Annotated in this window: 22 protein-coding genes; 16 read left to right on the plus strand and 6 right to left on the minus strand. The window is 38.4% G+C overall.

Annotated features, from left to right (window positions below; all coding sequences use genetic code 11):
• From lysA to IGI46_RS23035, 7 genes are all read left to right on the plus strand, one after another.
• Entirely contained in the window at positions 1-1,299 is a 1,299-nt protein-coding gene (gene lysA, locus IGI46_RS23005) for a diaminopimelate decarboxylase (RefSeq protein ID WP_429965549.1), read from the plus strand.
• Positions 1,300-1,317: 18 nt separating this feature from the next.
• Positions 1,318-2,148 (plus strand): diaminopimelate epimerase, encoded by an 831-nt coding sequence (gene dapF / locus IGI46_RS23010; RefSeq protein ID WP_429965548.1) that lies wholly within the window; start codon positions 1,318-1,320, stop codon positions 2,146-2,148.
• Between the two features lie 719 nt (positions 2,149-2,867).
• On the plus strand, positions 2,868-3,551 hold the full coding sequence (locus IGI46_RS23015; protein WP_429974352.1) for a DUF1003 domain-containing protein: 684 nt from the start codon (positions 2,868-2,870) through the stop codon (positions 3,549-3,551).
• A 495-nt stretch (positions 3,552-4,046) separates the two neighbouring features.
• Positions 4,047-5,450, plus strand: coding sequence for an ATP-binding protein (locus tag IGI46_RS23020; protein ID WP_429965546.1), 1,404 nt, complete (start codon positions 4,047-4,049; stop codon positions 5,448-5,450).
• 134 nt (positions 5,451-5,584) lie between these two features.
• Positions 5,585-6,280, plus strand: coding sequence for a transketolase family protein (locus IGI46_RS23025; RefSeq protein WP_429966081.1), 696 nt, complete (start codon positions 5,585-5,587; stop codon positions 6,278-6,280).
• 116 nt (positions 6,281-6,396) lie between these two features.
• Positions 6,397-6,819, plus strand: coding sequence for a hypothetical protein (locus IGI46_RS23030; protein WP_429974353.1), 423 nt, complete (start codon positions 6,397-6,399; stop codon positions 6,817-6,819).
• A gap of 107 nt (positions 6,820-6,926) precedes the next feature.
• A complete protein-coding gene (locus IGI46_RS23035; protein ID WP_429974354.1) occupies positions 6,927-7,973 on the plus strand; it encodes a YncE family protein in 1,047 nt (348 codons plus the stop codon).
• Between the two features lie 89 nt (positions 7,974-8,062).
• Here the strand turns inward: IGI46_RS23035 and IGI46_RS23040 are convergent, their stop codons facing one another.
• From IGI46_RS23040 to IGI46_RS23055, 4 genes are all read right to left on the minus strand, one after another.
• Positions 8,063-8,875 (minus strand): MBL fold metallo-hydrolase, encoded by an 813-nt coding sequence (locus tag IGI46_RS23040; protein WP_429974355.1) that lies wholly within the window; start codon positions 8,873-8,875, stop codon positions 8,063-8,065.
• Positions 8,875-10,263 carry a PTS transporter subunit EIIC gene (locus IGI46_RS23045; protein WP_429974356.1) on the minus strand — a complete coding sequence of 463 codons (1,389 nt, stop codon included), beginning with the start codon at positions 10,261-10,263 and terminating at the stop codon, positions 8,875-8,877. Before IGI46_RS23045 ends, IGI46_RS23040 begins: the two co-directional genes overlap by 1 nt.
• Positions 10,264-10,366: 103 nt before the next feature.
• Positions 10,367-11,218 carry a PRD domain-containing protein gene (locus tag IGI46_RS23050; RefSeq protein WP_429974357.1) on the minus strand — a complete coding sequence of 284 codons (852 nt, stop codon included), beginning with the start codon at positions 11,216-11,218 and terminating at the stop codon, positions 10,367-10,369.
• Positions 11,219-11,226: 8 nt separating this feature from the next.
• Positions 11,227-11,673: a PTS sugar transporter subunit IIA gene (locus tag IGI46_RS23055; RefSeq protein WP_429965540.1), complete on the minus strand. Its 447-nt coding sequence runs from the start codon at positions 11,671-11,673 to the stop codon at positions 11,227-11,229.
• A gap of 343 nt (positions 11,674-12,016) precedes the next feature.
• Here IGI46_RS23055 and IGI46_RS23060 point away from each other — a divergent pair, with 343 nt between their 5' ends.
• Entirely contained in the window at positions 12,017-12,745 is a 729-nt protein-coding gene (locus IGI46_RS23060) for a DNA alkylation repair protein (protein ID WP_429965539.1), read from the plus strand.
• A 12-nt stretch (positions 12,746-12,757) separates the two neighbouring features.
• The gene (locus IGI46_RS23065; protein ID WP_429974358.1) at positions 12,758-13,342 is read left to right on the plus strand and encodes a TetR/AcrR family transcriptional regulator; all 585 of its coding nucleotides are present in this window, start codon (positions 12,758-12,760) and stop codon (positions 13,340-13,342) included.
• Positions 13,343-13,657: 315 nt separating this feature from the next.
• Here the strand turns inward: IGI46_RS23065 and IGI46_RS23070 are convergent, their stop codons facing one another.
• Positions 13,658-14,449 carry a PrsW family glutamic-type intramembrane protease gene (locus tag IGI46_RS23070; RefSeq protein ID WP_429965537.1) on the minus strand — a complete coding sequence of 264 codons (792 nt, stop codon included), beginning with the start codon at positions 14,447-14,449 and terminating at the stop codon, positions 13,658-13,660.
• A 435-nt stretch (positions 14,450-14,884) separates the two neighbouring features.
• On the opposite strand from IGI46_RS23070, the gene IGI46_RS23075 reads away from it, so the two are divergent.
• Entirely contained in the window at positions 14,885-15,838 is a 954-nt protein-coding gene (locus IGI46_RS23075) for an NAD-dependent epimerase/dehydratase family protein (RefSeq protein WP_429965536.1), read from the plus strand.
• A gap of 68 nt (positions 15,839-15,906) precedes the next feature.
• Here the strand turns inward: IGI46_RS23075 and IGI46_RS23080 are convergent, their stop codons facing one another.
• Positions 15,907-16,800 (minus strand): MurR/RpiR family transcriptional regulator, encoded by an 894-nt coding sequence (locus IGI46_RS23080; RefSeq protein ID WP_429969603.1) that lies wholly within the window; start codon positions 16,798-16,800, stop codon positions 15,907-15,909.
• Between the two features lie 202 nt (positions 16,801-17,002).
• Here IGI46_RS23080 and IGI46_RS23085 point away from each other — a divergent pair, with 202 nt between their 5' ends.
• From IGI46_RS23085 to IGI46_RS23110, 6 genes are all read left to right on the plus strand, one after another.
• Entirely contained in the window at positions 17,003-17,410 is a 408-nt protein-coding gene (locus IGI46_RS23085; RefSeq protein WP_429965534.1) for a PTS sugar transporter subunit IIA, read from the plus strand.
• Between the two features lie 12 nt (positions 17,411-17,422).
• On the plus strand, positions 17,423-18,220 hold the full coding sequence (locus IGI46_RS23090; protein ID WP_429974359.1) for a PTS mannose/fructose/sorbose/N-acetylgalactosamine transporter subunit IIC: 798 nt from the start codon (positions 17,423-17,425) through the stop codon (positions 18,218-18,220).
• On the plus strand, positions 18,207-19,019 hold the full coding sequence (locus tag IGI46_RS23095) for a PTS system mannose/fructose/sorbose family transporter subunit IID (protein WP_010757691.1): 813 nt from the start codon (positions 18,207-18,209) through the stop codon (positions 19,017-19,019). The genes IGI46_RS23090 and IGI46_RS23095 overlap by 14 nt, the downstream gene beginning before the upstream one ends.
• Before the next feature lie 12 nt (positions 19,020-19,031).
• Complete coding sequence (locus IGI46_RS23100) at positions 19,032-19,511, plus strand: PTS sugar transporter subunit IIB (protein ID WP_429965532.1); 480 nt, start codon at positions 19,032-19,034, stop codon at positions 19,509-19,511.
• Positions 19,512-19,775: 264 nt separating this feature from the next.
• Positions 19,776-22,328: a sigma 54-interacting transcriptional regulator gene (locus IGI46_RS23105; RefSeq protein WP_429965531.1), complete on the plus strand. Its 2,553-nt coding sequence runs from the start codon at positions 19,776-19,778 to the stop codon at positions 22,326-22,328.
• A 39-nt stretch (positions 22,329-22,367) separates the two neighbouring features.
• The gene (locus IGI46_RS23110; protein WP_429965530.1) at positions 22,368-24,212 is read left to right on the plus strand and encodes a beta-L-arabinofuranosidase domain-containing protein; all 1,845 of its coding nucleotides are present in this window, start codon (positions 22,368-22,370) and stop codon (positions 24,210-24,212) included.
• The last annotated feature ends 48 nt before the right edge of the window (positions 24,213-24,260 follow it).

Consider the following 24,260-nt stretch of genomic DNA (forward strand, 5'->3'; position numbering starts at 1 on the left):
ATGGAAATGACAGTAAAAAATGGACATTTATTTTGGGATGGCTGTGACACGGTAGAATTAGCAAAAATTTACGGTACGCCACTTTACGTTTTCTCACAAAGTATTATTGAAGAACGCTGCCAGGAATTGCGTCGAGACTTTGTTAATAAATACGATAGGGTTCGAGTTGCCTATGCCAGTAAAGCTTTTTCAACCATGGCGATGCTGAAAATTATCGAAAAGCAAGGCTTCTCATTGGAAGTTCTTTCTGATGGTGAGTTGCATACAGCGTTACAAGCTGGATTTCCAGTAGAAAAAATCGAAATCAACGGCAACAATAAATCACTGGCTGAGCTAGAAATGGCTATCGACAATGGGATTGGCCGGATTATCGTAGACAGCCTACAAGAAGTAGATACGATTTCAGCTTTGGCGCAAGAAAAAAATAAAACCGTTAATGTTTTGTTCCGGATTACTCCAGAAGTGAATGTGGAAACTCATTCCTTTATTTCGACTGGTCAAAAAGATTCTAAGTTTGGTATTCCAATTAATGAAGACATTTTATTCCCACAAGTGCAAAAAGCGATTAACGCAGAGGGAATTAATTTCCTAGGCTTCCATTTTCATGTAGGCAGTCAGTTGTCTGACAATAGTGCTCATTTGGGCGCTGTAGATATTGCACTAGACTTAGTAAAAATGGTGAAAGAACGATTTGATTACGAAATCAGTGAATTGAATTTTGGTGGCGGCTTTGGTGTACGCTATACCGATGAAGATATTCGTCAGCCCTTTGCTTATTTCTTAGCTCCGATGATGGATAAATTGTTAGCGTTCTGTGAAAAAGAAAACTACCCGCAGCCAGCCGTTGTGATTGAACCAGGTCGCAGCATAGTAGCTGAGGCTGGAATTTCTTTGCATACGATTGGAGCGATCAAAGAATTGCCAGGAATTCGTAAATATGTCAGTATAGATGGTGGGATGACGGATAATATTCGCCCGGGTCTTTACGAAGCAAAATATACGGGAATATTAGCAAACAAAGCAGATCAAGCTGTGGCAGAAACAGTAACGGTTTCTGGTAAAGCCTGCGAAAGTACAGATATCTTGGTAAAGGATATTGAGTTGCCAGCAGTTGAAACGGAGGATATTTTTGCAACCTTCTCAACTGGTGCATATGGCTACTCAATGGCCAGCAATTACAACAAACTAGCAATTCCCGCGGTAGTCTTAGTGAAGGACGGCCAGGCTGATTTAATTGTAAAACGTCAAACCTTAGAGCAAATGATCCAAAACGAAGTAATTCCGGAATCACTGAAATAAGCATGCTAGGAGCAACTTATGAGAATACCTTTTAACAAAATGCAAGGTGCTGGTAATGATTTTATTGTGGTTAACAATATTGAACTGAATTTAACTGGCGAACAATTAAGCCGATTGGCAAAACAAACATGTGAACGTCGAGTTTCGGTAGGGGCAGATACATTGATCGCCATTGAAACAGCAAAAAGCGCTGGTGATTTTTATGCTCGTTATTACAATTCTGATGGTTCGGAAGCGGAAATGTGTGGAAACGGTGCCCGTTGTGTTGCCCGATTTGCCTACGAGACTGGCTTAGCGTCAGAAGAAATGGTAATCGAATCAATCGCGGGAGACGTACCAGCACAACGTTTGTCTGAGCGGATTTACCGGGTACAGTTGAATTCACCGACCGTGTTTAAGCAGGACTTAGTTTTGCAGATAGATGGTCGAGATTTGACAGTAGATTATGTGGAGCTTGGCAATCCAGGAATTCCACATTTAGTCGTACATTATCCTGATTTAGCTATGACTCAATTGGAGACGATCCTTGATTTGGGTCGTGAGCTGCGCAATCACCCATCATTTGAGAAAGGTGCCAATGTAAACTTTTACGATCTTTTACGAGATGGACATATAGTTGAACGAACCTATGAGCGTGGGGTTGAAGATTTCACTTTGGCGTGTGGAACAGGAACAGGCTCAACTGCTTATGTTCTAAAAAAAAAGGGCCTGACGCCGGATAATCCAGTAAAGGTAGAAGTATTAGGTGGCCAACTTCAAGTTAATGTCGAAGGTGAGAATCTCTTTTTGATCGGGGATACTAACCGTGTGGTTGAGGGTACTATTATTGATGAAAATTTAAGAGTATAAAAAGCCTAGGCTGTATCCCCAAAATGCAGCCTAGGCTTTTTGTGCGCTACAGTATTTACGATTATCAAAAATTTGAGTTCAGGTCAGCTATTTTTCTGTGGATCGCTTCTATGGATCTCTTAGCTGCAGGAATAAACCGAATAGTTGCTACTCCTGAAATATATTGAGTATTTTGAAGCATCTTAAAAAAAAAGAACCCAAAAGGAATATAGAATAAGTTAAACTATAAATACAGAGTGAAACCAAAAGTGCAGAAGCAAAAGGGGAATAACTCCGCAGCTAATTAGTCATTTTCGTTTATCACTACCAATTTTGTTTTTTTCCTTTTTATATATTCTCTCAGAAGAGTACCTCTAGTTTCTAAAACTGGAGGTACTTTTCGTACCTGTAAGGATTTAACTCCTTTTTTAACGTGACAATTAAAATGAAGATAGATGCAAAATAATAGTAAAGAATCTCCTGCTTTATAGTTTATATTTGTTTAAATACTGCATTATCTACAGCAATGATTTTAACACAAGTCATTTATGAAGCTGATAGCTAGTGTGATTGGTTTTAATAGTCATACTTTAGTACTGCCATTTATAGCTGGAGAAATGAGACAACAGAAAAAGAAGCCAAGGGATGTTTAGAGGCAAAAGTATAAAGGAGAGTATAGGCATATTAAAGAGCAACAGAGAAAAAACATGCTATCATAAAAAGAAAAAAAGGTGATAGCTATGACAGATCAAACGAAGAAAACAGTTCAGATTAAGGAATTAGAAAGTGACCTTCAAGCGTTTATAATGCAGCAGACACCAGAGATGAATCAAGAATCAAAACTTTCCTATCAAAATTTGTTAAATTATCGTTTCCAGTATATCAATCAATTATTGATCCAAGAAATTCACATTACGAATCAATTTGACCATGAATTAAAGCATAAGATTCGTAATGAGCAAGTCCACATTCAAAACGTCAATGATGCCTTGAAAACTAAAGAAACAAGAGGGCAAAAACTTGCGGATGGTATCGCTAAATTTGGAGGCAGCTGGCCATTCATCATTATATTTCTACTTATCTTAGCAATATGGATTGTTTTGAATACGCTGCCTTTGTTTTTTCAACCATTCGACAAATTTCCTTTCATACTGTTAAATTTGGCACTCTCTTGTTTAGCGGCAATTCAAGCCCCTATTATTTTGATGAGCCAAAATCGTCAGGCCGATCGTGACCGGGTAGAGGCAGACAATGATTATCAAGTCAATGTCAAAGCGGAAGTAGAAATACATTTGCTTCACGAGAAACTTGATTATCTGATGTCAACTAAATGGCAGCATATTCTTGACTTGCAAAAGCTGCAAGTTGAGATCTTACAAGAGCTTATGGCTCAAAATAAAACAGATGAGCACAATAAAAATTAAGATAAGAGATCTTTTAACAGAATAAAGGAAGTGAATCTATGGTAGTTGGTCAGTCTTCTATTATTAAGAGCAGAACAATCGAAATATAAGAAGAGAGATTAACAGTCATAGAAAGATTTGTTTTCAAGAAATTTAACGAGTGCTATAAATGCAAGAATGTATTTGTTCCTAAAATACAAAAGTTCTACTTCTGGCTTCTTTTGGGAGTTTTTTAAATCGCTGTGTCTAAATTCCCAGGCCGAGGTCACCCTGACTAAAATAATTATTATCAAAGATGCTTGGCAGCTAGTGTTACAGTACACTCAAAAGGATAATGTGCTTTTGGCAACAAGCTATTGAAGGAAATAGCGGAATAAGAATTAAGGAGTAAAATATCGACTCAGAGTATAACAGCTCTGGGTCTTTTTGGTGTTAACTAAAAAGCTATTCCTCGGTAGATCGTAATTCAGTAGTTTATGATATACTAAATGCAAATCAAATAGATGAGGTGAAGTGATGTTTGTAGGAAGAAAGCAGGAGCTTGTAGAACTGGAGGAACGATTAGCCAGTGAACAGTTTGAATTCGTTGCAATGTATGGTCGACGGCGGATCGGAAAATCCCGGCTATTGGAAGAGTTTGTTCAAGGTAAACAGACCATTTTCTTTACAGCGGATCAATTTGGGCCAGCCATTAATCTTGCTAATTTGAGTCAAGCAATCAATGACTTAACTGAACCAGATGATTCAACTAAAAATTTTGCTACTTTTATGGCAGCTTTTGATGCAGTAGCTAAGCTTGCCCAGGCTTCGGATGAACCAGTTGTCTTTGTTATTGATGACTACCCTCATTTAGCGAAATCAAATGAAGGACTTGCTGAAGAGCTACTAGAAATCATTAAAAAATCTTATCAGAATAGTGGTAATTTGCTAGTGATTCTAACTGGATCACAGGTTTCCTTTATGAAGGAACAAGTTTTAGGTAGCAAGAGCCCTCTTAATGAAAAAATCACTGGACAAATAAACCTGTTGCCATTAACTTTTACTGAGGCTCATACGCTCCTAGCGAGAATCCCTAAGGAAGTTTTTATGACTATTTATGGGTTAACAGGAGGCATTCCCTTTTATCTTGAAATGTTTAATGACAGCTTATCTTTGAAGGAAAATATTTTAACCAATGTGTTGCGTAAAAATACTTTCTTATACGAAGAGCCTAGCAACTTGTTAATGCAGGAGTTGCGAACACCAAATCGTTACAATGATATTATTACCGCTATTGCTGCAGGTGCAACTGAGGTTAGAGAAATTGTCAATAGAACTGGTATTGAATCTGGACCGTTAACTAAGTATTTGGAAACACTGATTGACTTAGAAATAGTTGAGAAAAGAACGGCATTAACTGAAATTGGAAAAAACAAGCCAATTTATGTGATCTCGGATGGCTTATTCCGTTTCTGGTACCGTTATGTTCCTAAATACAAGCAGTTTATTGAAACTGAACGGACAGAGTTGATCTGGAAATACATTGCCGAGGATATTTTGCAGTTTACTTCAAAAACTTTTGAAGATTATTGTCGCAGCTGGCTGGTAGAGAAAAACGGAAGTGAGCGGATGGCCATTTCACTCACTGAAGTGGGTTCTTGGTGGGGGAATCCGTCCACTGGAAAAAATAAAAATGTTCAACAGCAAAAAGTCAATGTGGTTGGACTGGGTACTGAAGAAGAAGATTTGTTACTAGGTGATTGCTACTGGCGAAATGAAAAAATTGATTTGCCAGCAGCTGAACAACTGATAGAGCATAGTAAATATTTTCCATACGCTACTAAAGAATTGTTTTTATTCTCCAAAAGAGGTTTCACTAAGCAAGTGAAGGAATTTGCAAGAGAGAAAAAAATTCGTTTAATTTCATTGGCAGAGATGTAGATAAAACTAGCTAGAAGAAACTGAGTCAACTCAGAGTCTTTCTAGCTAGTTTTTATTCCTGATAAAAAAGGCGGTATTAAAAAATATACAGTAAGAAATTTAGTATCTTATGATCTACTGAATTACGATTATAAATTTTTCCTGCGGGCAGAGCCTACGAACAAATTAGAAATGCGGTCGCCTATCAAAAGTTAAATGTGGTTATTGCCGCTACCCATGCTGGAATTACTGTTGGTGAAGATGGCGGGTCTCATCAAGCAATTGAAGATTTGGCATTGATGCGGGTGATTCCTGGGATGACGATTTTAAACCCTGCGGATGATTTGGAAACAGAAGCAGCGATTGATGCTATTTTGGCTCAAAATGGACCGGTTTATCTACGATTGGGTCGGCTGGCCGTACAACGAGTTCACCAGACCAAACCTGTTTTCGATATCGGGAAGGGGGAAACCTTGACGGAGGGGGCAGACGGAACAATTATAGCAACCGGACTGATGGTACAAGAAGCTCTAGAAGCTGCAAAAATTTTAGAAAAACAAAGAATTAAAGTACGAGTATTAAACTTCTCAACTATCAAACCTTTAGACGAAGAATTAGTTTTGCAAGCTGCTAGGGAAACGCCATGGATTATTACAGCAGAAGAGCACAGTATTATTGGCGGGTTAGGTAGTGCAGTGGCAGAATTTCTGGCTGAGTACCATCCAGCCAATGTCGTAAAAATTGGAGTGAAAGACTGTTTTGGTCAATCCGGGGATCCCAAGCTGCTAAAAGAGCATTATGGCTTAACTGCAGAAAACTTGGTAAATAGAGTGGTTCAATTAAATAAATAAGAATAAGCGGACCATTCGAGAAAATGGTTCGCTTATTTCTGTTGGCTATTTTTCCACACTTTCCCAAAACTCTCAACAGGTGGTATACTAAAGGAAAAGAAAAAGAAGGTCTTATTATGGCATTTTTTAAAGAAATTGGTGAAGCAGTTGGAGCCGTGCGCGGTGGGATAATCAGCGGTGTAACGAATATTGCAGCGGAACTAACGGATAGTGATGATCTAAGAGAAATTAGTAAAGATGTTTTTGAGCGGAACAAAGCAGTAGGTAAAGTAGTCGGTCAAACATTGGATGGGATGGCTAATACTGCAGTAGGTACGATTGGTAAACAAAGAATTCGTCGAGATGATGGACTGGAAGATTTAGGTGAAGTGGTTGAACAAACCAAGGACGGTGTAGTTCGAACGATCAACTTTACTACACAACAGGTTGGAGAAGTATTAGATGGCGTAAAAATCAACGACAGTAAAAAGGTTGTTTCCAGTGCTAAAAAACTGGCTAAAGAATCGGTAGTCGGTTTGTTAACATTCAAGAAGTTTTAAAGGAGGCTGATTTCAGTCTCTTTTTTTCTCTCTACTGTAAGCATATCAGTTAAGCAACATCGAAAATCATGCTACCATGAAGAAAACTGAGACTAGAGGAAAAAACGATGAAAAAAGGATTGGCACTATTTACGTTGAGTTTTTTGCTGGTAATTTTAGGCAGCTGCAGTGATCCGGATTCACTTGAACTAAAAAATGGCACGAGCATTTCGCCAGCAGTTTATACCGATTCCCAGCAAAAACAACAGATAAAAAAATATCCTAAACTATACCAAGCAGTTTATGAAAGCGAGAATCTTGACCAGCCCCGTACGTACATCATTCCTGGCTTAGTTCAGACTAAAACTTTAGATATCAATCAACAGGTATCTACCAGTACGGATATGGATCCTCAAGGTGTGGCAGTGGCGGATCGGTACGTCTTTATCAGCGCTTACAGCCATGATCATCGTCATTTTTCGGTAATCTACGTGATGGATCGGCAAACAGGTGGTTACATCAAAACCTTGGTTTTACCAGGGATGCCTCATGCGGGTGGAATTACTTATGATCCAAAAAGCGAAAATCTTTGGGTAACCTCACAGGTTGAATTGGATCATTCGCAAATTTCAGCGATCTCTCTTAAACAAATTGAGAGCTATGATTTTGATGTGAGTCACCGTCCGGTTAAGTACGACCAGAATATTCAGTTTGAAGACTTTTCCGTTACTTCCTATATCACTTATTCTGACCAGAAACTTTACGTAGGAACTTTTAAGCTGAATCGCGAAGGTGAGGTTTCTATTTATCCATTGGATGAGAAGGGGAAGCTTAAGCCTAAGCGCACAGTTGTCGATGATAATCGGGATTATTACACGATGCCTAGTGAGGCTCAAGGAATTACCTTTTATCAGAATGACTTTTTGATCTCAACCTCCTTTGGTTCTAGTGATTCAGAAATCTTGCGGTACCGCAATTCAAAGCATTTAACTCAGGATCTGACTAATGATGAGTATAGAGGGGAAATTAGAATGCCTCCTTACTTGGAACAAATCACTGCTAACGATGGACAACTATATATTCTTTTTGAATCAGCCTCAACCTATTACGATTACACCTCGGCGCCTCGAGTGGATCGAGTATTGGTAGCGGACATAAAAACATTATTGAATTAGAGACGATAATATCCTTCTATGGTGCATGGCGCCACAGAAGGGTGTCATCGCCTCATTTTTTGACAGAAATCGCTAATGCTGAGGATCTTTTACAATTTATCAAGCGTGTAAATAATGTTTCCCGTTTTCTCACTTTCGGTCATTTCTTTGTCTCTATCCTTACCGCTGAAGGCCTCAACTCCATGAATATGGACCGGAACGCGAGCATCCTTTTTAGCTAAAATATTTTCACAGAGGATCAAGTTATTATCTAACAAATGAATCGGTGATTCGAATGTCCCATGATTTCTTAAAATTCGATCATAGCGACCCTCCCACTTCTTTAATTTTTTTAAAGCAGTGTAATGTTCAGCAAGTGATGTGCTTTCGGGAAAACAGATCAAGGTGTTCTCGCCACAAGCATCTCCAAAAATAGCTATTTTTTCTTCTGGTAATAAGAAAACCATCATTCCTTGCGTATGTCCTGGAATAAGTAGAAGTTCAATTGTTACCCCACCTAAATCGAAGATCATTTCTTCTGTTAACTTTTTAAATCCATTGGCTTGTTGTGACAATACTTGATCCGGCTGCCATATTTCTGGAAGCGGAGTAGGTGCTTTTTGGATTTCTTGGATACGAAACTGTTGGGTGCAATGATAGCTTTCTAAATCGTTATCTAATGGACTTAGGTAAACTTCCTCAAACTGGCTGCTACCTCCAGCATGATCACAATGACCATGAGACAAAATGACCGTGTAGTCGGTAGTTGATAGATCATCTATGAAACTCTTTAAATCACCACAGCCCAATCCTGTATCTAACAGGGCGCCGCTTGTCTCCCCTTGAATATAATAAGCACATACTTCAAAGGCTGTTCGAATTCGGGTAATTCTTTCAGTTATTTTTTCAGAGGTAAAATACATTATTCCTTCACCAATCCTTCATCAAGTTTGAAAAACAGCATGACAACGAATCCAGAGATCAAACCAGCCGTCACGGTCACACCTAATACAATATAATTGTAAGTACTGCCGCCCACAAATCCTGCTAAACCATAGATGCCATTGGATATGTTCAATACATGACCAGTCAAATTTAAAATACCTGCGATCAAACCAGTGATGGCTCCGGCAATGGTTCCAGCAACAAAAGGTGTTTTGTAAGGAACATTCAATCCATACAATAGAGGTTCGCCAACGCCACCTAAAAACCAAGTAACCACGTAACCAAACGTCAAAGTTTTCTTCTCTTTTGATTTAAATTTATAAACGCAAGCCAGTGCCACACCAGTTCCAGCCCATGAAGCTGCTAAAATTCCTGGCATTAAGAAGTTATCGTAGCCTAATGCTGGAAAAGTTGTAAACAGATAGGTAAATAGAACGGGATGCATTCCCGTCATAACGATAAAAGCAAACGTTGCTCCCACGACACAGACGGCTAAAGGTCGTGCGAAGGTATTCAAGGCAATCAAAGCTTCACCTATATAAACCCCTAAAAATCCACCTAGTGGACCAAAAATTATCAGCGTTAAAGGAAGCATTACAAGCAAAGTACCAAAGGGAATCAAAAATACTTTTAGCACATCCGGTGTGTATCGTTTCCAAAACTTCTCAACAAAGCTCATTGCCGCAATCGTCAAGATCATTGGCAAAACAGTACTTGAATAATTCTGCAGCATCGTAGGGATTCCGTAAACAGAAAATGAAACACCATCTTCCGCCATTTGCATAAAATTAGGGTACAGCATCACAGCACCCAGCAGCATTCCAATAGGAATACTGCTCTTTAATTTGCGGGCGGCTGACCAGCCAATAAAAACAGGTAAGAAATAGAAGCCAGCATCTCCAACAAATGTAAACAATTGATAAATATCACTATTTTCTGTGACTAGGCCCAACAATGAGGGGCCCAGTACAACGCCAACTGTTTTACATAGCGACGCAACTAAAAGAATCGGAATCAACGGCGTCAAAGAACCTGAAATATAATCCAATACCTGTTCAAAAATTGCTTTTCCATCTTTTTTATGTTTAACCGTTTGTTCTTCCGTTTGTTCCTGACCGGCTGCTGGTAATAATTTTTCAACAACATCATAAAGACTCGCGACATTCGGTCCAATAATTAATTGATATTGACCGCCTTTTCTAGTAACTCCCATCACACCAGCAACGTTTTTTACTTTTCCATCATCTGCTTTTCCATCATCTCTCAGAACAAATCGTAGACGGGTCATGCAATGTGTCACATTGTCGACATTCCCGGTTCCCCCTACTGCGTCAATAATCTGTGGTGCGGCTTCTTGATAGTTCATCTTTTTGTACCTCCATTTATTTTAGTTGATTAAAATAAAAGGTCTAGCCGGCTTTTCCCGTAACCATCCAGTACGAAGTCATTTTCCCTCCTTAATAGTCAAATTATCCGCTGATTTCTTTAGCGGTTGTTAAACGAATGACGTGAATCATTAAAAACAGGCGCTCTCCTTCGATTTCTTTTTGATATTTTTCAGAGATGACCTGCATAATTGTCGACACACAGACAGACTGATGAGGATATTCCTTCATTAATAGTGCCATCATGTGATCGCTTTTATCGTATTGTAATATTCCTTCTTGAATAATTCGTTGAAGTAAAAAACGTAGATGCAGAACAAAGCGGGCCTTATCAAGCTCGGAGTTTTCGAGAAATACAGTAGTATCCATACATTCTTCAATCACAAGCAAGATTTGATTGATTGTCTCGGTAATCCTAACGGTTTCTTGGATTTCTAAATCCATTTCTGAGTTGACAATGTGTATCGCGATAAAATTGGCCTCAACGTTGGCAACTGGCAAGTCAAAATGCTGCCGGATCATAGCAACCGCCTGGACAGCTAATTGGTATTCTTCTGGATATAGTGCCTGAACATTCCACAAAAGAGTACTGTCGAAGTGAATGCCTAATGCCATTCGTTCTAACAGATTTGAAATATGATCGGTTAATGTGATATAAATTTTGTCACTGATGGTTTTTTCAGTGCCATTTTTTATCACTTCAATAATCTCTTCAGTCAGTTCGATGATATCTTCTGATATATCCATAATGATTTCTTGATATTGGCGAATGGTTTCCGTAGTATCTAACGTAAACACTTTTTCAGTTTTACTTTTATCTGCTTTCTGTCCAGGCTTCTTCCCAAAAGCAATTCCTTTTCCTTTAACAATTATTTCTGCTCCATTGGGGTCCAGACTAATAATCGTATTGTTATTAAGTACTCTTTTTATGATCATTATTCCACCTACTTTATTGTAAGAATAGGGGTTGCACAGTCCACTTCACCTAATGAAGCTTTCTTTTCAATGCTTTTTCCGGCAGTATTTGTGATAATCAGCATCACATCTGTATCATATCCGGCCTCTTTTATACTTGAAAAATCCATGTCAACGAGTAATTCGCCGGCTTTGACCGATTGATTCAACTGAACGTTACTTTGGAAAAAATTACCTTTAAGAGCTACGGTGTCTATTCCTAAATGCAATAACAGTTCAATTCCTTCTGCTGTTTTTAAACCAATGGCATGACCAGTTGGGAATACAGCAGTTACCTCAGCATCTGCTGGAGAGACGATTCGCGGGTCTCGTGGTAAAATAGCCACTCCATCTCCTAACATCTTGGTAGCAAACATTTCATCATCTACCGTTTCAATCTGTTTTAGTTTCCCGATTACCGGACTTAACAAATCCATTTTAATCCCTCTCCTTTTCTAAAAAAATGAACAAAAAAGACCCATTTACACAAAATCTCCACGGATTTTGGTAAACCGGTCATGCTTAGCCGAACTAATAACATTCCTTAATTACACTTTAAAGTTATCATATGTCTTCATTCTTGTAAACCTTTTCTTTTTAAAAAATAAATAGTAAACCCCGCTCCGTTTCGTATATATGTAGTAAAAATCATTAACGAGAACTACATAATGAGTGCGAGTAAACGAAGTAGTTTCAATTCTATTCTTAATGGTTTTCGAGCAGAATTGACATACAGACTGTATGTATGCTAAAGTCAAAGGAAAAATGGAGTGAGGCAGGATGAAGCACAAGGATCACTATAATGATGCCTATGTTGGTGAACTGGCAGGAAAAATAGCGGAGGTTTCCCCAAATTTTGATGCGGCGAATTTTACCAAAGAAATACAGGGACAACTGGAAAACAAAGAACTTTTTGCTCGTTTTGATTTCATTGTAGATGCGATGGATAAATATATGAGTCCTGATTATTTCGAAAATATTCAGATCTTTTATCAGCTGCTGGGCCCGGAATTGGAAAAATCAGAAGGTATGTTTAGCTTTGGCTGGTGGCTGTGGCCGATTGGTCGTTATGTCGAACGCAACGGTAATCAAGATTGGCAGGTGTCGTTGGCTTTTTTAAAGGAGCTAACCAAACGTTTTACCGGAGAGTATGCAGTTCGTCCTTTACTGAAGGAGCATCCTAAGGAAGTCATGGACGAATTGATCCAGTGGACTTTAAATGATAATGTACATGTCAGAAGACTAGCTTGCGAAGGGGTTCGTTTACGTTTGCCATGGTCAGAAAAACTATCGATGGCGCTGGACGAACACGAACGTTACTGCGAAATTTTGACGAATTTAAAGGATGATCCTGAAAAATTTGTGCAAAAAAGTGTTGGTAATAACCTAAATGATCTTTATAAAGACTCTCCTGACAAAGCAGATGCGTTGATTGCCCAATGGCGGCAATCACCTAGCACCAAAGCCCAAGATTGGATTATCAAGCATGGAACTAGAAATCAAAAATAGAAAGGAAATTCTATGAGAAAAGAAGAGGCAACTCGCAAAACAACAGCCTTGCTGACGCAAATCGCGCGTAGGCATTTTACTCAATATGGGTATCATAGTGTTTCACTGGAGAAAATCGCTGAAGAAGGTCAAGTAACTCGTGGTGCAGTGTATCATCATTTCAAAAATAAGCAGGGACTTTTTCTGGCTGTATTGGATCACGTACAGCAGGATGTCGCTGCACAAATCGAAAAAAATGCACGAACCAGTGACGACCCTTGGCAGCAACTAATTCTCGGGTGTATTGGTTTCATTAAAGGAGCCAATGCGCTGGAATGTCGACGAATTTTATTGGTGGATGCTCCTGCAGTGGTTGGTTGGGATGCCTGGCGCAAAGCGGATCAAGAAAACTCAATGAATTCTTTGCAACAGCACTTGATGGATTTAAAGGCACAGAATTATTTAACCGATGAAGTAAATCCAGTATGGATCACCCATGCCCTTTCAGGGGCACTTAATGAGATGGCTTTGAATTATCCAGCCGCAGTTAATGATGAAAGTGACCAAATGATTGTTCAAACAGTTACTCGATTAGTTGCAGGTTTTAAAAAGATGTAAGAAAGTAAGTTCAGATTATTCCTAATAAATGCCCCTGAGCAAGTAGGTGAAACTAACTGCTCAGGGGCATTCATAATGCATACTTTTTCTAAATCCCTCAAGCTAAAATGATAGCTGCTATAGCCTCAGTGACCAGAAAGTTTATGGACACTTCGAATCGAATAGAGCTTTTTAGGAATATCGGCAGTTACTTCATCAATATTGTCTTGACGAAATCCTCCTTTTGCAATAAAGGTTAAGTTATCCTAACTATAGCATAATAAGTTTTTCAGAGAACCTCATCTTTTTAAGTAAAAGAGACGTCAGCTATAGTAGTCATTCCTTCACAATTTCCGACTCGCCATCCAGCTTTAAGAAAAGATAAACGAGCAACAAAATCGTTAGGGCATTCAACACGGGTCCTAGCCAAAAGGTATTATTCCAAGGTGAATTCCAAAGAAAATGTAAAATGATTGGAGCTAACAGCCACAGGTACGCACGTTGTCCTTTTACATGCTTGATTAAATAGAATACACCTAATGTAAAAATGCCCGTATAAACCCAATGAGAACTGACTGATCCAGAGACACGATTCAATGCTTCAGGAATTACTTCGCGCAGGGATTTTTCTGCGGCGTCCGAAATATAAGCAATATCTTCAATCAGCTGAAAACCTAATCCTACTCCCATTCCAGTAAGCAAGGCTCCTTGCGGCTTTTCAATTTTCAACAAATAAAGAAAACAAAGGGCAAATAAACCCTTGGAAAATTCTTCGACAAACGGTGCAGAAAGTGCATCTGACCACTGCTTCAATAGTGCTGAATGACCAAATAGTGCAGTCAAACCAGAGCCGACTGCCTCATTACCAAAAGTGGCGATCCAGCCGCTGGAAAATCCGCCAAAGAGAATAATAAAGGGAAACAACATCAGGGATATCTCCCAACGCTTCGCTGCCGTATGGAACAAATACAAGAGCGGTAGAACGTAAATAAGCAGAAGTAAAATAGCAGAAAAAACTTGCTGATAGTCATGGGTGGACAAACCCAAATCAGCCATATTGCCAAATTCATAGTCCAGACCCAAAAAAGCAATTACCAGTAAGAAAAACAGAACCAATGCTTTCTTCATAATAGTGACTCTAACCTTCCTTCTTCTTCCAAATTGTAGCATGACTGAAGCTAAATAGTGGATTGAGAAGGCTTGAACTGTGGCTCTTTTTTTAACTTTCTCAAATCAACTAAACTTCTCTGAAAAAGATTGTTCAATTCAAATTTGATGAGTAGTTGTGGAAGGGAAATTACTGCGTGTTGAGGGAGTAATCAACTATAACGGTAGATTAAGAGTTTCGTTTTTTTGTTTTGAAATAGAGAACTCATCTGGTTAAACGTTTTTTAAAAACGAATAAACCAAGGACTATTTTATATGATAAAAATAGAATGACTTTTACAAAAATCAGCAGAGAAACAAAGTATTTTTGAAACGATGTTCTAAGATGGACCCAACAACGTTTTTTGATAAAAAGATAATGATACTATTTAAACAAAGTTAGGAGGAATTTAACATATGAAAATTGTTGTTATAGGTGGAGCTGGACATATCGGTACGTACCTCACACCCAGATTAGCCAAAGCAGGACATGAAGTTATATCTATCAGTCGTGGTATCAATAAACCATATATTGAAGACCCCGCATGGGAGAAGGTGAAACAAGTGAAATTAGATAGAAGTAAGACTGAGGATTTCTCTCAAAAAATTGCAGATTTGAATGCTGATGTGGTTGTTGATTTAATCAACTTTACGCTGAAAGATGTAAAAAGCATGGTAGAAGCATTAAGAGAAACAAACCTTTCCCACTACTTATATTGTTCGTCTATTTGGGCACATGGTAGAGCTGAGCTTGTTCCAGCGGATCCCAACGGTGTGAAACATCCATTAGATGAATATGGTTGCCAGAAATACAAAAGCGAACAGTATTTGAAAAAAGAGTTTCGCACCACAGGCTTCCCTGCCACTGTAATTATGCCAGGACAAATTTCAGGACCAGGCTGGACTTTTATCAATCCGCTAGGAAATGAAGATAGTATGGTGTTTCAAACAATTGCTGAAGGTGGGAAAATCTATCTTCCAAATTTCGGAATGGAAACATTGCATCATGTACATGCTTCAGACGTGGCACAGATGTTTGTAGATGCAGTTAATCATAGGAACCAGGCGGTGGGTGAGAGTTTTCACGCCGTAGCAGAAGAATCACTGACTTTATACGGATATGCAACCTTGATGTACCAGTTCTTTAATCGTGATCCCAAAATCGAATTTTTGTCCTGGGAAAAATGGTGTGAGTATATAGATGATGAGTATCATATTGATAAAACATATTACCATATTGCACGCAGCGGTCACTATAGCATTAAAAATGCTAAGAACCTGATTGGCTATTCGCCAAAATATAAAACAAGTGATGTGGTGGAGGACAGTTTAAAGAGTTACATTGAAAGAGGGATCATTTCAGTTCCCTAATAAAGTATTGGAAGAAATGATTTAAGACGTAATGACAACCGATCATTACGTCTTTTTAAGGTGAACTTTTAATCAAAACTAAACTCAGCCTGATCATCTACTATTTGATTTTGAATTTGTCTATGTTCTGTTCTTCGGGCTAAGTCAATTTTATAATCATAGTTTTCTTGGAAATGAATTGCAAAAAAGTTTGAATAGAGAATATCCAAAATTAACGAAATCGATTCTAGTGAAGAAAAACCACCAATTTTTGAGTAGGAAGTTTCCCGAGTGGAGATCCGGAGAATCACGTCAGCAAATCTTGATAGGCTATTTTCTCCAATGCTTGTAATAGCAATAATAGGTACTTTGTTTTCACGTAATATTTTGCATGTATCTAAAAGTTCTCCAGTTTCTCCTGAATAGGATAGGCAAATTGCACATTCAGCAGAAGTCATCATTGTCGCTTCTTGGTACAAGGCATTGGAGACCATTACTATTTCCGCCCGTTTATTTATATGTTTCAGTTTATGAACAAACTCTTCTCCGAGAAATAAGGTGTTGTATAGTCCGAAAACTTTGACATTATTCGCATCCTCGAGAATTCTTACTGCTTTTCGCAAGGTGTCATGCTTTAAAAGTGAAAGGGTATCATTAGCACTTTCAATTTTTAATTGCGTTATTTTCGCAGCAATAGTCATAGGTGAATCCTTTGAACTGAAGGGCTTGTTTGCATCAAGGTTGCTAAAACTGGACTGTAAATAATGAACCTCTTCTAAAAAGGCTGGTTTGAAATCATTCCACCCATTGAAATTCAATTTCTTTGCTATTCGAATTAAAACAGAAGGAGAGGTATAAGTTTCCCCAGCAATTGATTTAGTGGAATAGGGTTCTATTTGTTCTTGTTTATCTAAAATGAAATCAACGACAATTCGTTCATTTGGGGAAAATCGTCTCTGCTTCATTTTTTCTTGTAAAAGCAATACTAACACCTCCTATTGTTTATTTTAGTAAGAGAAACCTTAGAGTGCAAGAACCAATTTAGTAGTGTCCCAAAAGATTAGGTAGTGTCGACAGCCTCGGGGACACTATTTTTAGCTGTTAACCATTGCTATTAAAGGAAATACGATTAGTTTAATATTGGCACGCTACTTGCTTAATAGTAAAGTGAAGAGAGGTGAAGAAATGTATCATATAGTGATCTCATCCCATGGAAGTTTATCAGATGGCTTTCTTGACACATTAAGATACTTTACAAAGGATCTTGAGCAGGTTCATTCCATAGCACTTAGAGATAAAAGTGTCTATGACTATCAGCAAGAAGTGCACGAGCTGATAGAAAAGCTGGAAGGCGATGTTCTGGTAATGGTAGACTTATTTCAAGGAACACCATTCAAAACATTCTATCTGGAGCTTCAAAAAAAAGAGGAAGCAATCATCTTGTCAAATGTCGGCTTTCCACAAGTACTAAATGCCGTACTTATGCAACAGTCGAAATTGAGTGAAATATTACCGATGATTGAAGAATGCGGGGAATTAACTGTTACTAAGTGCGGAGAAATTGTAAATGTTGCCACAGAAGAGGATGAATAGGGGAGGAAAAAAATGGAACCGAATGTATTGCAAATAGCATTTGTTATCTTTTTTGGTTTTTTTATTAATTTGGATCGTTACGGGCTGCACTTTAATTTATGGCAGCCAGTAGTTGGTGGAACGATTGTTGGGTTGATTTTAGGGGACATGCAAACCGGGATGTATATTGGTGCTAGTCTACAGCTGATGACTTTAGGTGTGAGCCAATTTGGTGGGGCCTCTGTACCTGATTATGCAACGGCTGCAGTAGTAGGAACGTTTATTGCTATTACGACTGGGCAAAGTCGTGAATTGGGTGTTACTTTGGGGATTCCTGTTGCGCTATTAATGGTTCAATTAGATGTTTTAAAAATGACCATCAATATCTTCTTTCAACATGAAGCTGAAAAAGCGGTACAAAATGGCAATTACAAAAAAATCGGTATTAGTCATTGGATTGCCACAGTCTTGACTATGTGTTCTACCGGTGTACCAATTTTACTCTGTGTATTGATGGGACCAACACTCGTTGATTTTATTGTAAATCGGACGCTTGAATGGCTAATTGGGGGATTAACTGTTGCAGGAGGACTACTGCCAGTAATGGGTTTAGGGATCTTACTACGCTATTTGCCAACCAGAGACTACCTTACCCCTTTGATTGTTGGCTTTGTACTAGTTGCTTACTTTGAAATACCTATTATGGGGGTAGCTTTATTAGGTGGAGCTTGGGCGCTCCATGTATTGAAGACATATAATAAAAACAATGGAGAAACTGTTGGTGCAATCACCACAACGTCATACGAAGGAGTGTTCGATGAAGATGAGTAATACGGAAAATAAAACATTTACCAAAGCTAGAACCAAATCTTTAGTTCGCTGGATGTTTACCAGCTGTAATTCATTAAATTATGAAAAGCAATTATCCCTTGCCTATGCTTACTCAATGCTGCCGGTTCTGCAAGAAGTATACAAAGACAAGCCCGAAGATTTGAAAAAATCAATGACGGCACACTTGCAGTTCTTCAACTGCACCCCTTGGGTATGTCCGTATATTTTGGGCTTGAATGTTGGAATTGAAGAAAATGAAGGAGCCAAATCATTAGAAACAGTGACTTCTTTGAAAACAGCGTTAATGGGACCTCTATCGGCACTGGGAGATACTGTGATGATTACAATTCCTTGGACAATTTTTGGAGCGATTGCTTCATACATGGCTTTAGAGGGCAATGTTTTTGGAATTATTCTATGGCTGATCGTCAGCTTAGTTTTGCTAGGTCTGAGCTTTCCATTTTTCAAAGCTGGATTAATTTCAGGGATGTCCTTGATTGATTCACTTAATGAAAAAATGGCCAGCATTACAGCTGCTGTTTCTACGATTGGGTTGATGGTTGTAGGAGCATTAATACCTTCAGTCGTCAAAGCGAATGTTGCTTTTCAATATAAAATGGGCGATGTAACGCTGAAAATACAGGATCTTTTGGATCAGATTATGCCGAATTTGGTTCCTGCTTTGCTGGCTGTTTTTGTCTACTATTTATTAGGGAAAAATAAAATGACTCCAGTCAAGGTAATTGGAATTCTATTAGTATTTTCTATCCTTTGTTATGTATTAGGTATTTTAAAATAGGAGGGTAAATGAATGAAAGGGATTAAACATATTCGTATTGATGATCGATTGATCCATGGACAGGTCGCGGGACTGTGGACAAATAATTTGAAAGCAAATCGAATCATGGTCATCAACGATCCGATTGCAGCCGACGAGGTTCAGAAGAACTTATTGAGAATGGTTGCACCGCCAACGGTAAGAACTTCAATCATTGCTAGAGATACTGCAGTAGCAAATATTTCAAATGGAAAATACCACGGACAAAACGTTTTCATAGTGGTAAAGTCGCCAGAGGATGTTCTCTATTTGTTAAACAACGGATTAGACATTAAAGAAGTAAATTTGGGCAATATCTCTTCAAGAGAAAATACTGAAAAGATTAAAGCAGGAATTAATGTTACTGCCTCGGAACGCGCAGCACTTAAAGAGCTTTTAGCAAAAGGAGTCAGAATCACCACTATTCGTACACCTTCTGACCCAGTAGTAGAATTGACCGTCAGCGAATTATAGGAAGAGAGGAGATGGAAGGTTGTTTCTCATTGATCAACTCGATCAATAGAAAATCGTTCGTCTCCTTTTGACTTTTTGCAGACTATTTGGATAAAAACTCTCGAAATTCAGGAAAAGCCTTTATCGAGAAAAATTTTCAAAATCAGAATAAAGCAGAGCAAAAAGATTTTTTTTAAAAGCAGACACTGAGATAACTAAAAAACTATTTAACTATAATATAAAAGCCTTTATGATAGAAATAACTATCCTTATTGGAGGTCAGTTATGGATACAAAACAAAATAAGATTATCAGGTATATCAGAGACACCCAGGAAAAGGCGGAATTTTACACGGCATCATGCATTTCTACAGCACTGAATATAAGCCGCAACAATGCCAGTCACCATTTGAATCGTTTGGTTGAAGAAGGGGTCTTAACGAAAATAAATACTCGTCCGACCAAATTTGTTTATAAAGAAAATCAAGAAAGCAGTCAAGCCTTTGAGGGCTTTATTGGCTATGATTCCTCCTTAAAAAACAGCATTCAAAAGTGTAAAGCGGCGGTTAATTACCCAAAGGGACTGCCATTGATGCTGCGAGGAGAAAGTGGGACAGGAAAAAGTTATCTAGCCAGCTTGATCTTTCAGTATGCGAAAGACAATGGTGTGATTCCTCCTCAAGCACCACTTGTAGTTTTAAATTGTGCTGACTATGCAAATAATCCGGAATTGCTGTCATCAGTTTTATTCGGACATATTAAAGGAGCCTTCACTGGTGCAGAAACCGATAAAAAAGGATTAATCGATGAGGCGCAAGGCGGCTTTCTCTTTTTGGATGAGGTTCACAATTTAAGTGCTGAAAATCAGGAAAAGCTCTTTCTTTTAATAGATTCACAAAAGTTTAGGCGTTTAGGAGATAACGACAATTGGCAGTCGTCAGATGTACGACTAATTATGGCTACTACAGAAGAAATAACTTCTAGTTTATTGACCACCTTTAGACGAAGAATTCCTCTGACTATCACGTTGCCAAAGTTTACCGATCGACCATTGATAGAACGCCACGAACTAGTTTTAGCCTTATTTCAATCAGAAGTCAAAAAAGTAAAGAAAACCATCCAAGTTTCCTATGAAATAATCGAAGGGCTTGAAAAAAGCCAGTATGAAGGCAACGTTGGGGAATTAAAAAATGAAATCAAAGTAATGGTAGCCAAGCATTACTCCCAAACGACCATCGTTATTAATAAAAAAGGTTCTTCTGATCAAAGGTATCAATTATTTTCAACCGAAACAGCAAGTAAGGGACAAGCAAAGAAAAGCAGCAGCTTGTTAGAATTGGCAGATACCTCAGCGATAAAAAACTTTCAGGGATTGCTGAATTCGGTCGAAAATTTAGTTTTTAATATTCACTGTTGTATTAAACAAGAATACGGCAGCTATCAAATTTTCATCGAGAATGAATTTGAAGAAAGCCAGGTTGAGTATGATAGAGATTTGGTGAAAAAGCTATTTAACCAACGAGGGATACCATTAGAACAAATGGAGCTCGACAAATTTATAGAGCTGTTGCATTTTTTCCAACATTTTGATTATGTTTACCCACTTTCAATTGAGCTTAATACCAAAGAACGAATGCAGCTACACAAATACCTTCGATTAGCAAAAACAGTGGTTTCAGAATTATTGGTTTATACCGAAAAGGCTGATCAATTGGTTTTATTTTTCACGGCCTTCTTTTACAAGAAAAAAATCATCACATCGATAATACCAGCCGTAATTGCAATGCACGGATTCAACAATGCAACAAGCATGGCAGCAATGGCCAATCAATTGGTGAATGATTATATCTATGATGGCTTCGATTTGCCGCTAGAATTATCAAGCACTCAGCTGATTGAAGAAATTGTTCAATATATCAAGCAAATCGATACGAAAAATGGCTTGGTTGTTTTTGTAGATATGGGATCTTTAGAAGAAATGTATGTAAAAATCACCCCTTTTGTCGAAGGAGATTTACTTGTGTTAAACAATGTTTCATCGGCAGCCGCGCTAGATATTGCCCTTCAACTGAAGGCGAAGGTTCCCATGAATGAGATTGTGAAGGTAGATACGACGAAATACACCGTTGAAAAACGATACTTTGAGGGGCTGTCTCAAAAAAATAATATTTTAGTGACCTGCTTATCTGGAGAAGGAATTGCGATCAAGGTGAAAGAAATTCTTAGCCATTATTTTGATCATGAAAAAATTGAGATTTTGACTATGGATTACAAAAACGTTCAGCAGCAATTTAAGCGGGAGGATTTAACCATTTTTAAAAATACGATTGCCATTTTTACAACCCCTAGTATGAATGAACAGCGGGTCCCCGTGGTCAACATTGAAGAAATTGTAAATGGACGAGAAACATTGGAACGATTTGCTTTATTTATTGCTGAAGAAAAACGGAAAGACTGTATCAATGAAATTGTTAAATTATTTACGATCGAAGGGGCAACGGCTAGATTAACCTTTTTAAATCCCGAAATGGTCGTTAACGAAATCGAGGAAGCCATTATTGCTTACGAAGAATTTTACGATATTGAGATTCAAAGCTTCATAAGAATCAACCTATTCCTGCATCTGTCATCTATGATTGAACGGATTTTACGGCATGATGAGATCGATGAGGAGCTATCCCCAGATGTTCTTTCGCAAAAAGAGAAATTTGACGATTTCTTAGGTTTTTCAAAGCTTGTTTTCTCAAAAATCCGTCAAAAGTACAATATCCAAATTCCCAAGAGTGAATTTGGAATGGTTTTCCAATTAATCAATGAGTTGATTTCTAAAAAGAAATAAAGGTGGTCACTAGTCATCACTAAGTAGAAAGGACAAACGATGCTTAAATCAATAATAAAAAATACCCAATTAAAAGCCAGCGTTTTTAACAAGCGTTTTTCGAAGAATTATGATTATATGTTAAGCTTGCGGACGGATAATTTATTGCGTAGTTATTTGTTAGAAGCAGGTCTTTGGAGTTATAGCGGGAATTCTAGCACAACCATTGATCCGGAAGAGCAAGTAGAACAGCCAGATGAGTGGCATTGGGGATGGGAAGCTGTCACCTGTGAAATTCGTGGTCATTTTCTCGGCCATTGGTTATCGGCCGCTGCTAAAATTTACGGAGCAACTAACTCACCAGTGATCGCTGGAAAAACCGAAGAAATTATAGCTGGTTTGGCTAGGTGTCAGCAGGCCAACGGCGATGGCTGGGTGGCTTCTATTCCCGAAAAATACATGCAGCGGATGGAAAAAAAGCAAGCTGTTTGGGCTCCCCATTACACCATTCACAAAACGATGATGGGCTTGTTAGATGTTTACAAATATACTAATAACGAAGAGGCACTCGCTATTCTTATTCAGTTCAGTGAGTGGTTTATTCATTGGTGTGAGAGAGTAAATGAGGAGACTTTTCAAAATATTTTGTCTTATGAAACAGGAGGGATGTTAGAAATCTGGGCGGAGCTGTTCGCCATTACGAAGGATCCGCGCTATCGCCAATTAATTGACCTCTATTATCGGCATTCTTTTTTTGATCAGCTGTTAGAAGGAAAAGATGTATTAACCAACAAGCATGCGAATACTCAAATTGCTGAAATTCTGGGTATCGCCCGTATTTGGGAGGTCACTAAAGAAGCCAAGTATCGATCGATTGTAGAAAAATTTTGGGAAATGGCAGTTGAAAAGCGCGGGACTTATATTACAGGGGGGATTTCCTGCGGGGAGCTGTGGACTCCGATTAAAGATTTTTCGGGTCGTTTAGGCAAGGCTCAGGAGCATTGCACGGTCTATCATATGATTCGTTTGGCTCACTATTTATTTAAGTGGACGGGGGATTCTAAATATGGAGATTTTGAAGAATTGAATCTATACAATGGTATTCTGGCACAGCAAAACAAAAACACTGGAATGGTTACTTATTTTCTTGATATGGAGCCTTGTAGTCAGAAGAACTGGGGCGATCCCTTAAAGCATTTTTGGTGTTGTCATGGCACTTTAGTCCAGGCGCAGAGCTCGTATCAAGAGTGTGTTTTTTATCAAGAAGAAAATACGGTAACCATAAACCAATACATTCCTTCCCAAACGATCCTAGAAGCAAAGGAAGGTCAGCTGAAAATAAAGCTTATTCAAGATAGTCAGCTGGGGGAAGGTCCCTTGGAGCGTTCTAATAAATTTGGCAAGCAGGTTATTCAGTCCTATGAATCTAGCAGTGATATTCCCAGCAAACGACCATCAAGCTACCGATATAAAATTATCCTAACAGGTGAAGGCTTCTGTACATTGAACTTTCGTGTGCCAAAATGGTCAAAGGAGACACTTCTATGGGTCAATAATCAACCACGAAATTATATAGCTAATCGAGGATTTGTAACCATCGAAAATCTTACCTCAGTTAGTGAGATTGTAATTGAATTTAAAAAGTCTATTGAAATGGTTACGCTGCCTGGCAATCCTAATCGCGTAGCCTTTATTGATGGCCCCTTAGTTTTAGCCGGATTAACTGAGAAAGATGTACCAATACACATCCATGAGGGGCTTTTCCAGCCACTGAATGAGAGACACCATAGTTTTTGGCGGGACAGCACCTATATCACCACAGGACAAGAAAAAAATATAAAATTTGTTCCCATATCAGAAGTTTCAAATGAGACCTATTCAATCTATTTTGAAAGAAAAGGATAACAAAGTAACATATCTAAGAACTGTTGTCCAATAAATCATTGTTATCAC

It is taken from the genome of Enterococcus sp. AZ163, assembly GCF_050498925.1.
GTDB lineage: Bacteria > Bacillota > Bacilli > Lactobacillales > Enterococcaceae > Enterococcus_A > Enterococcus_A ferrettii.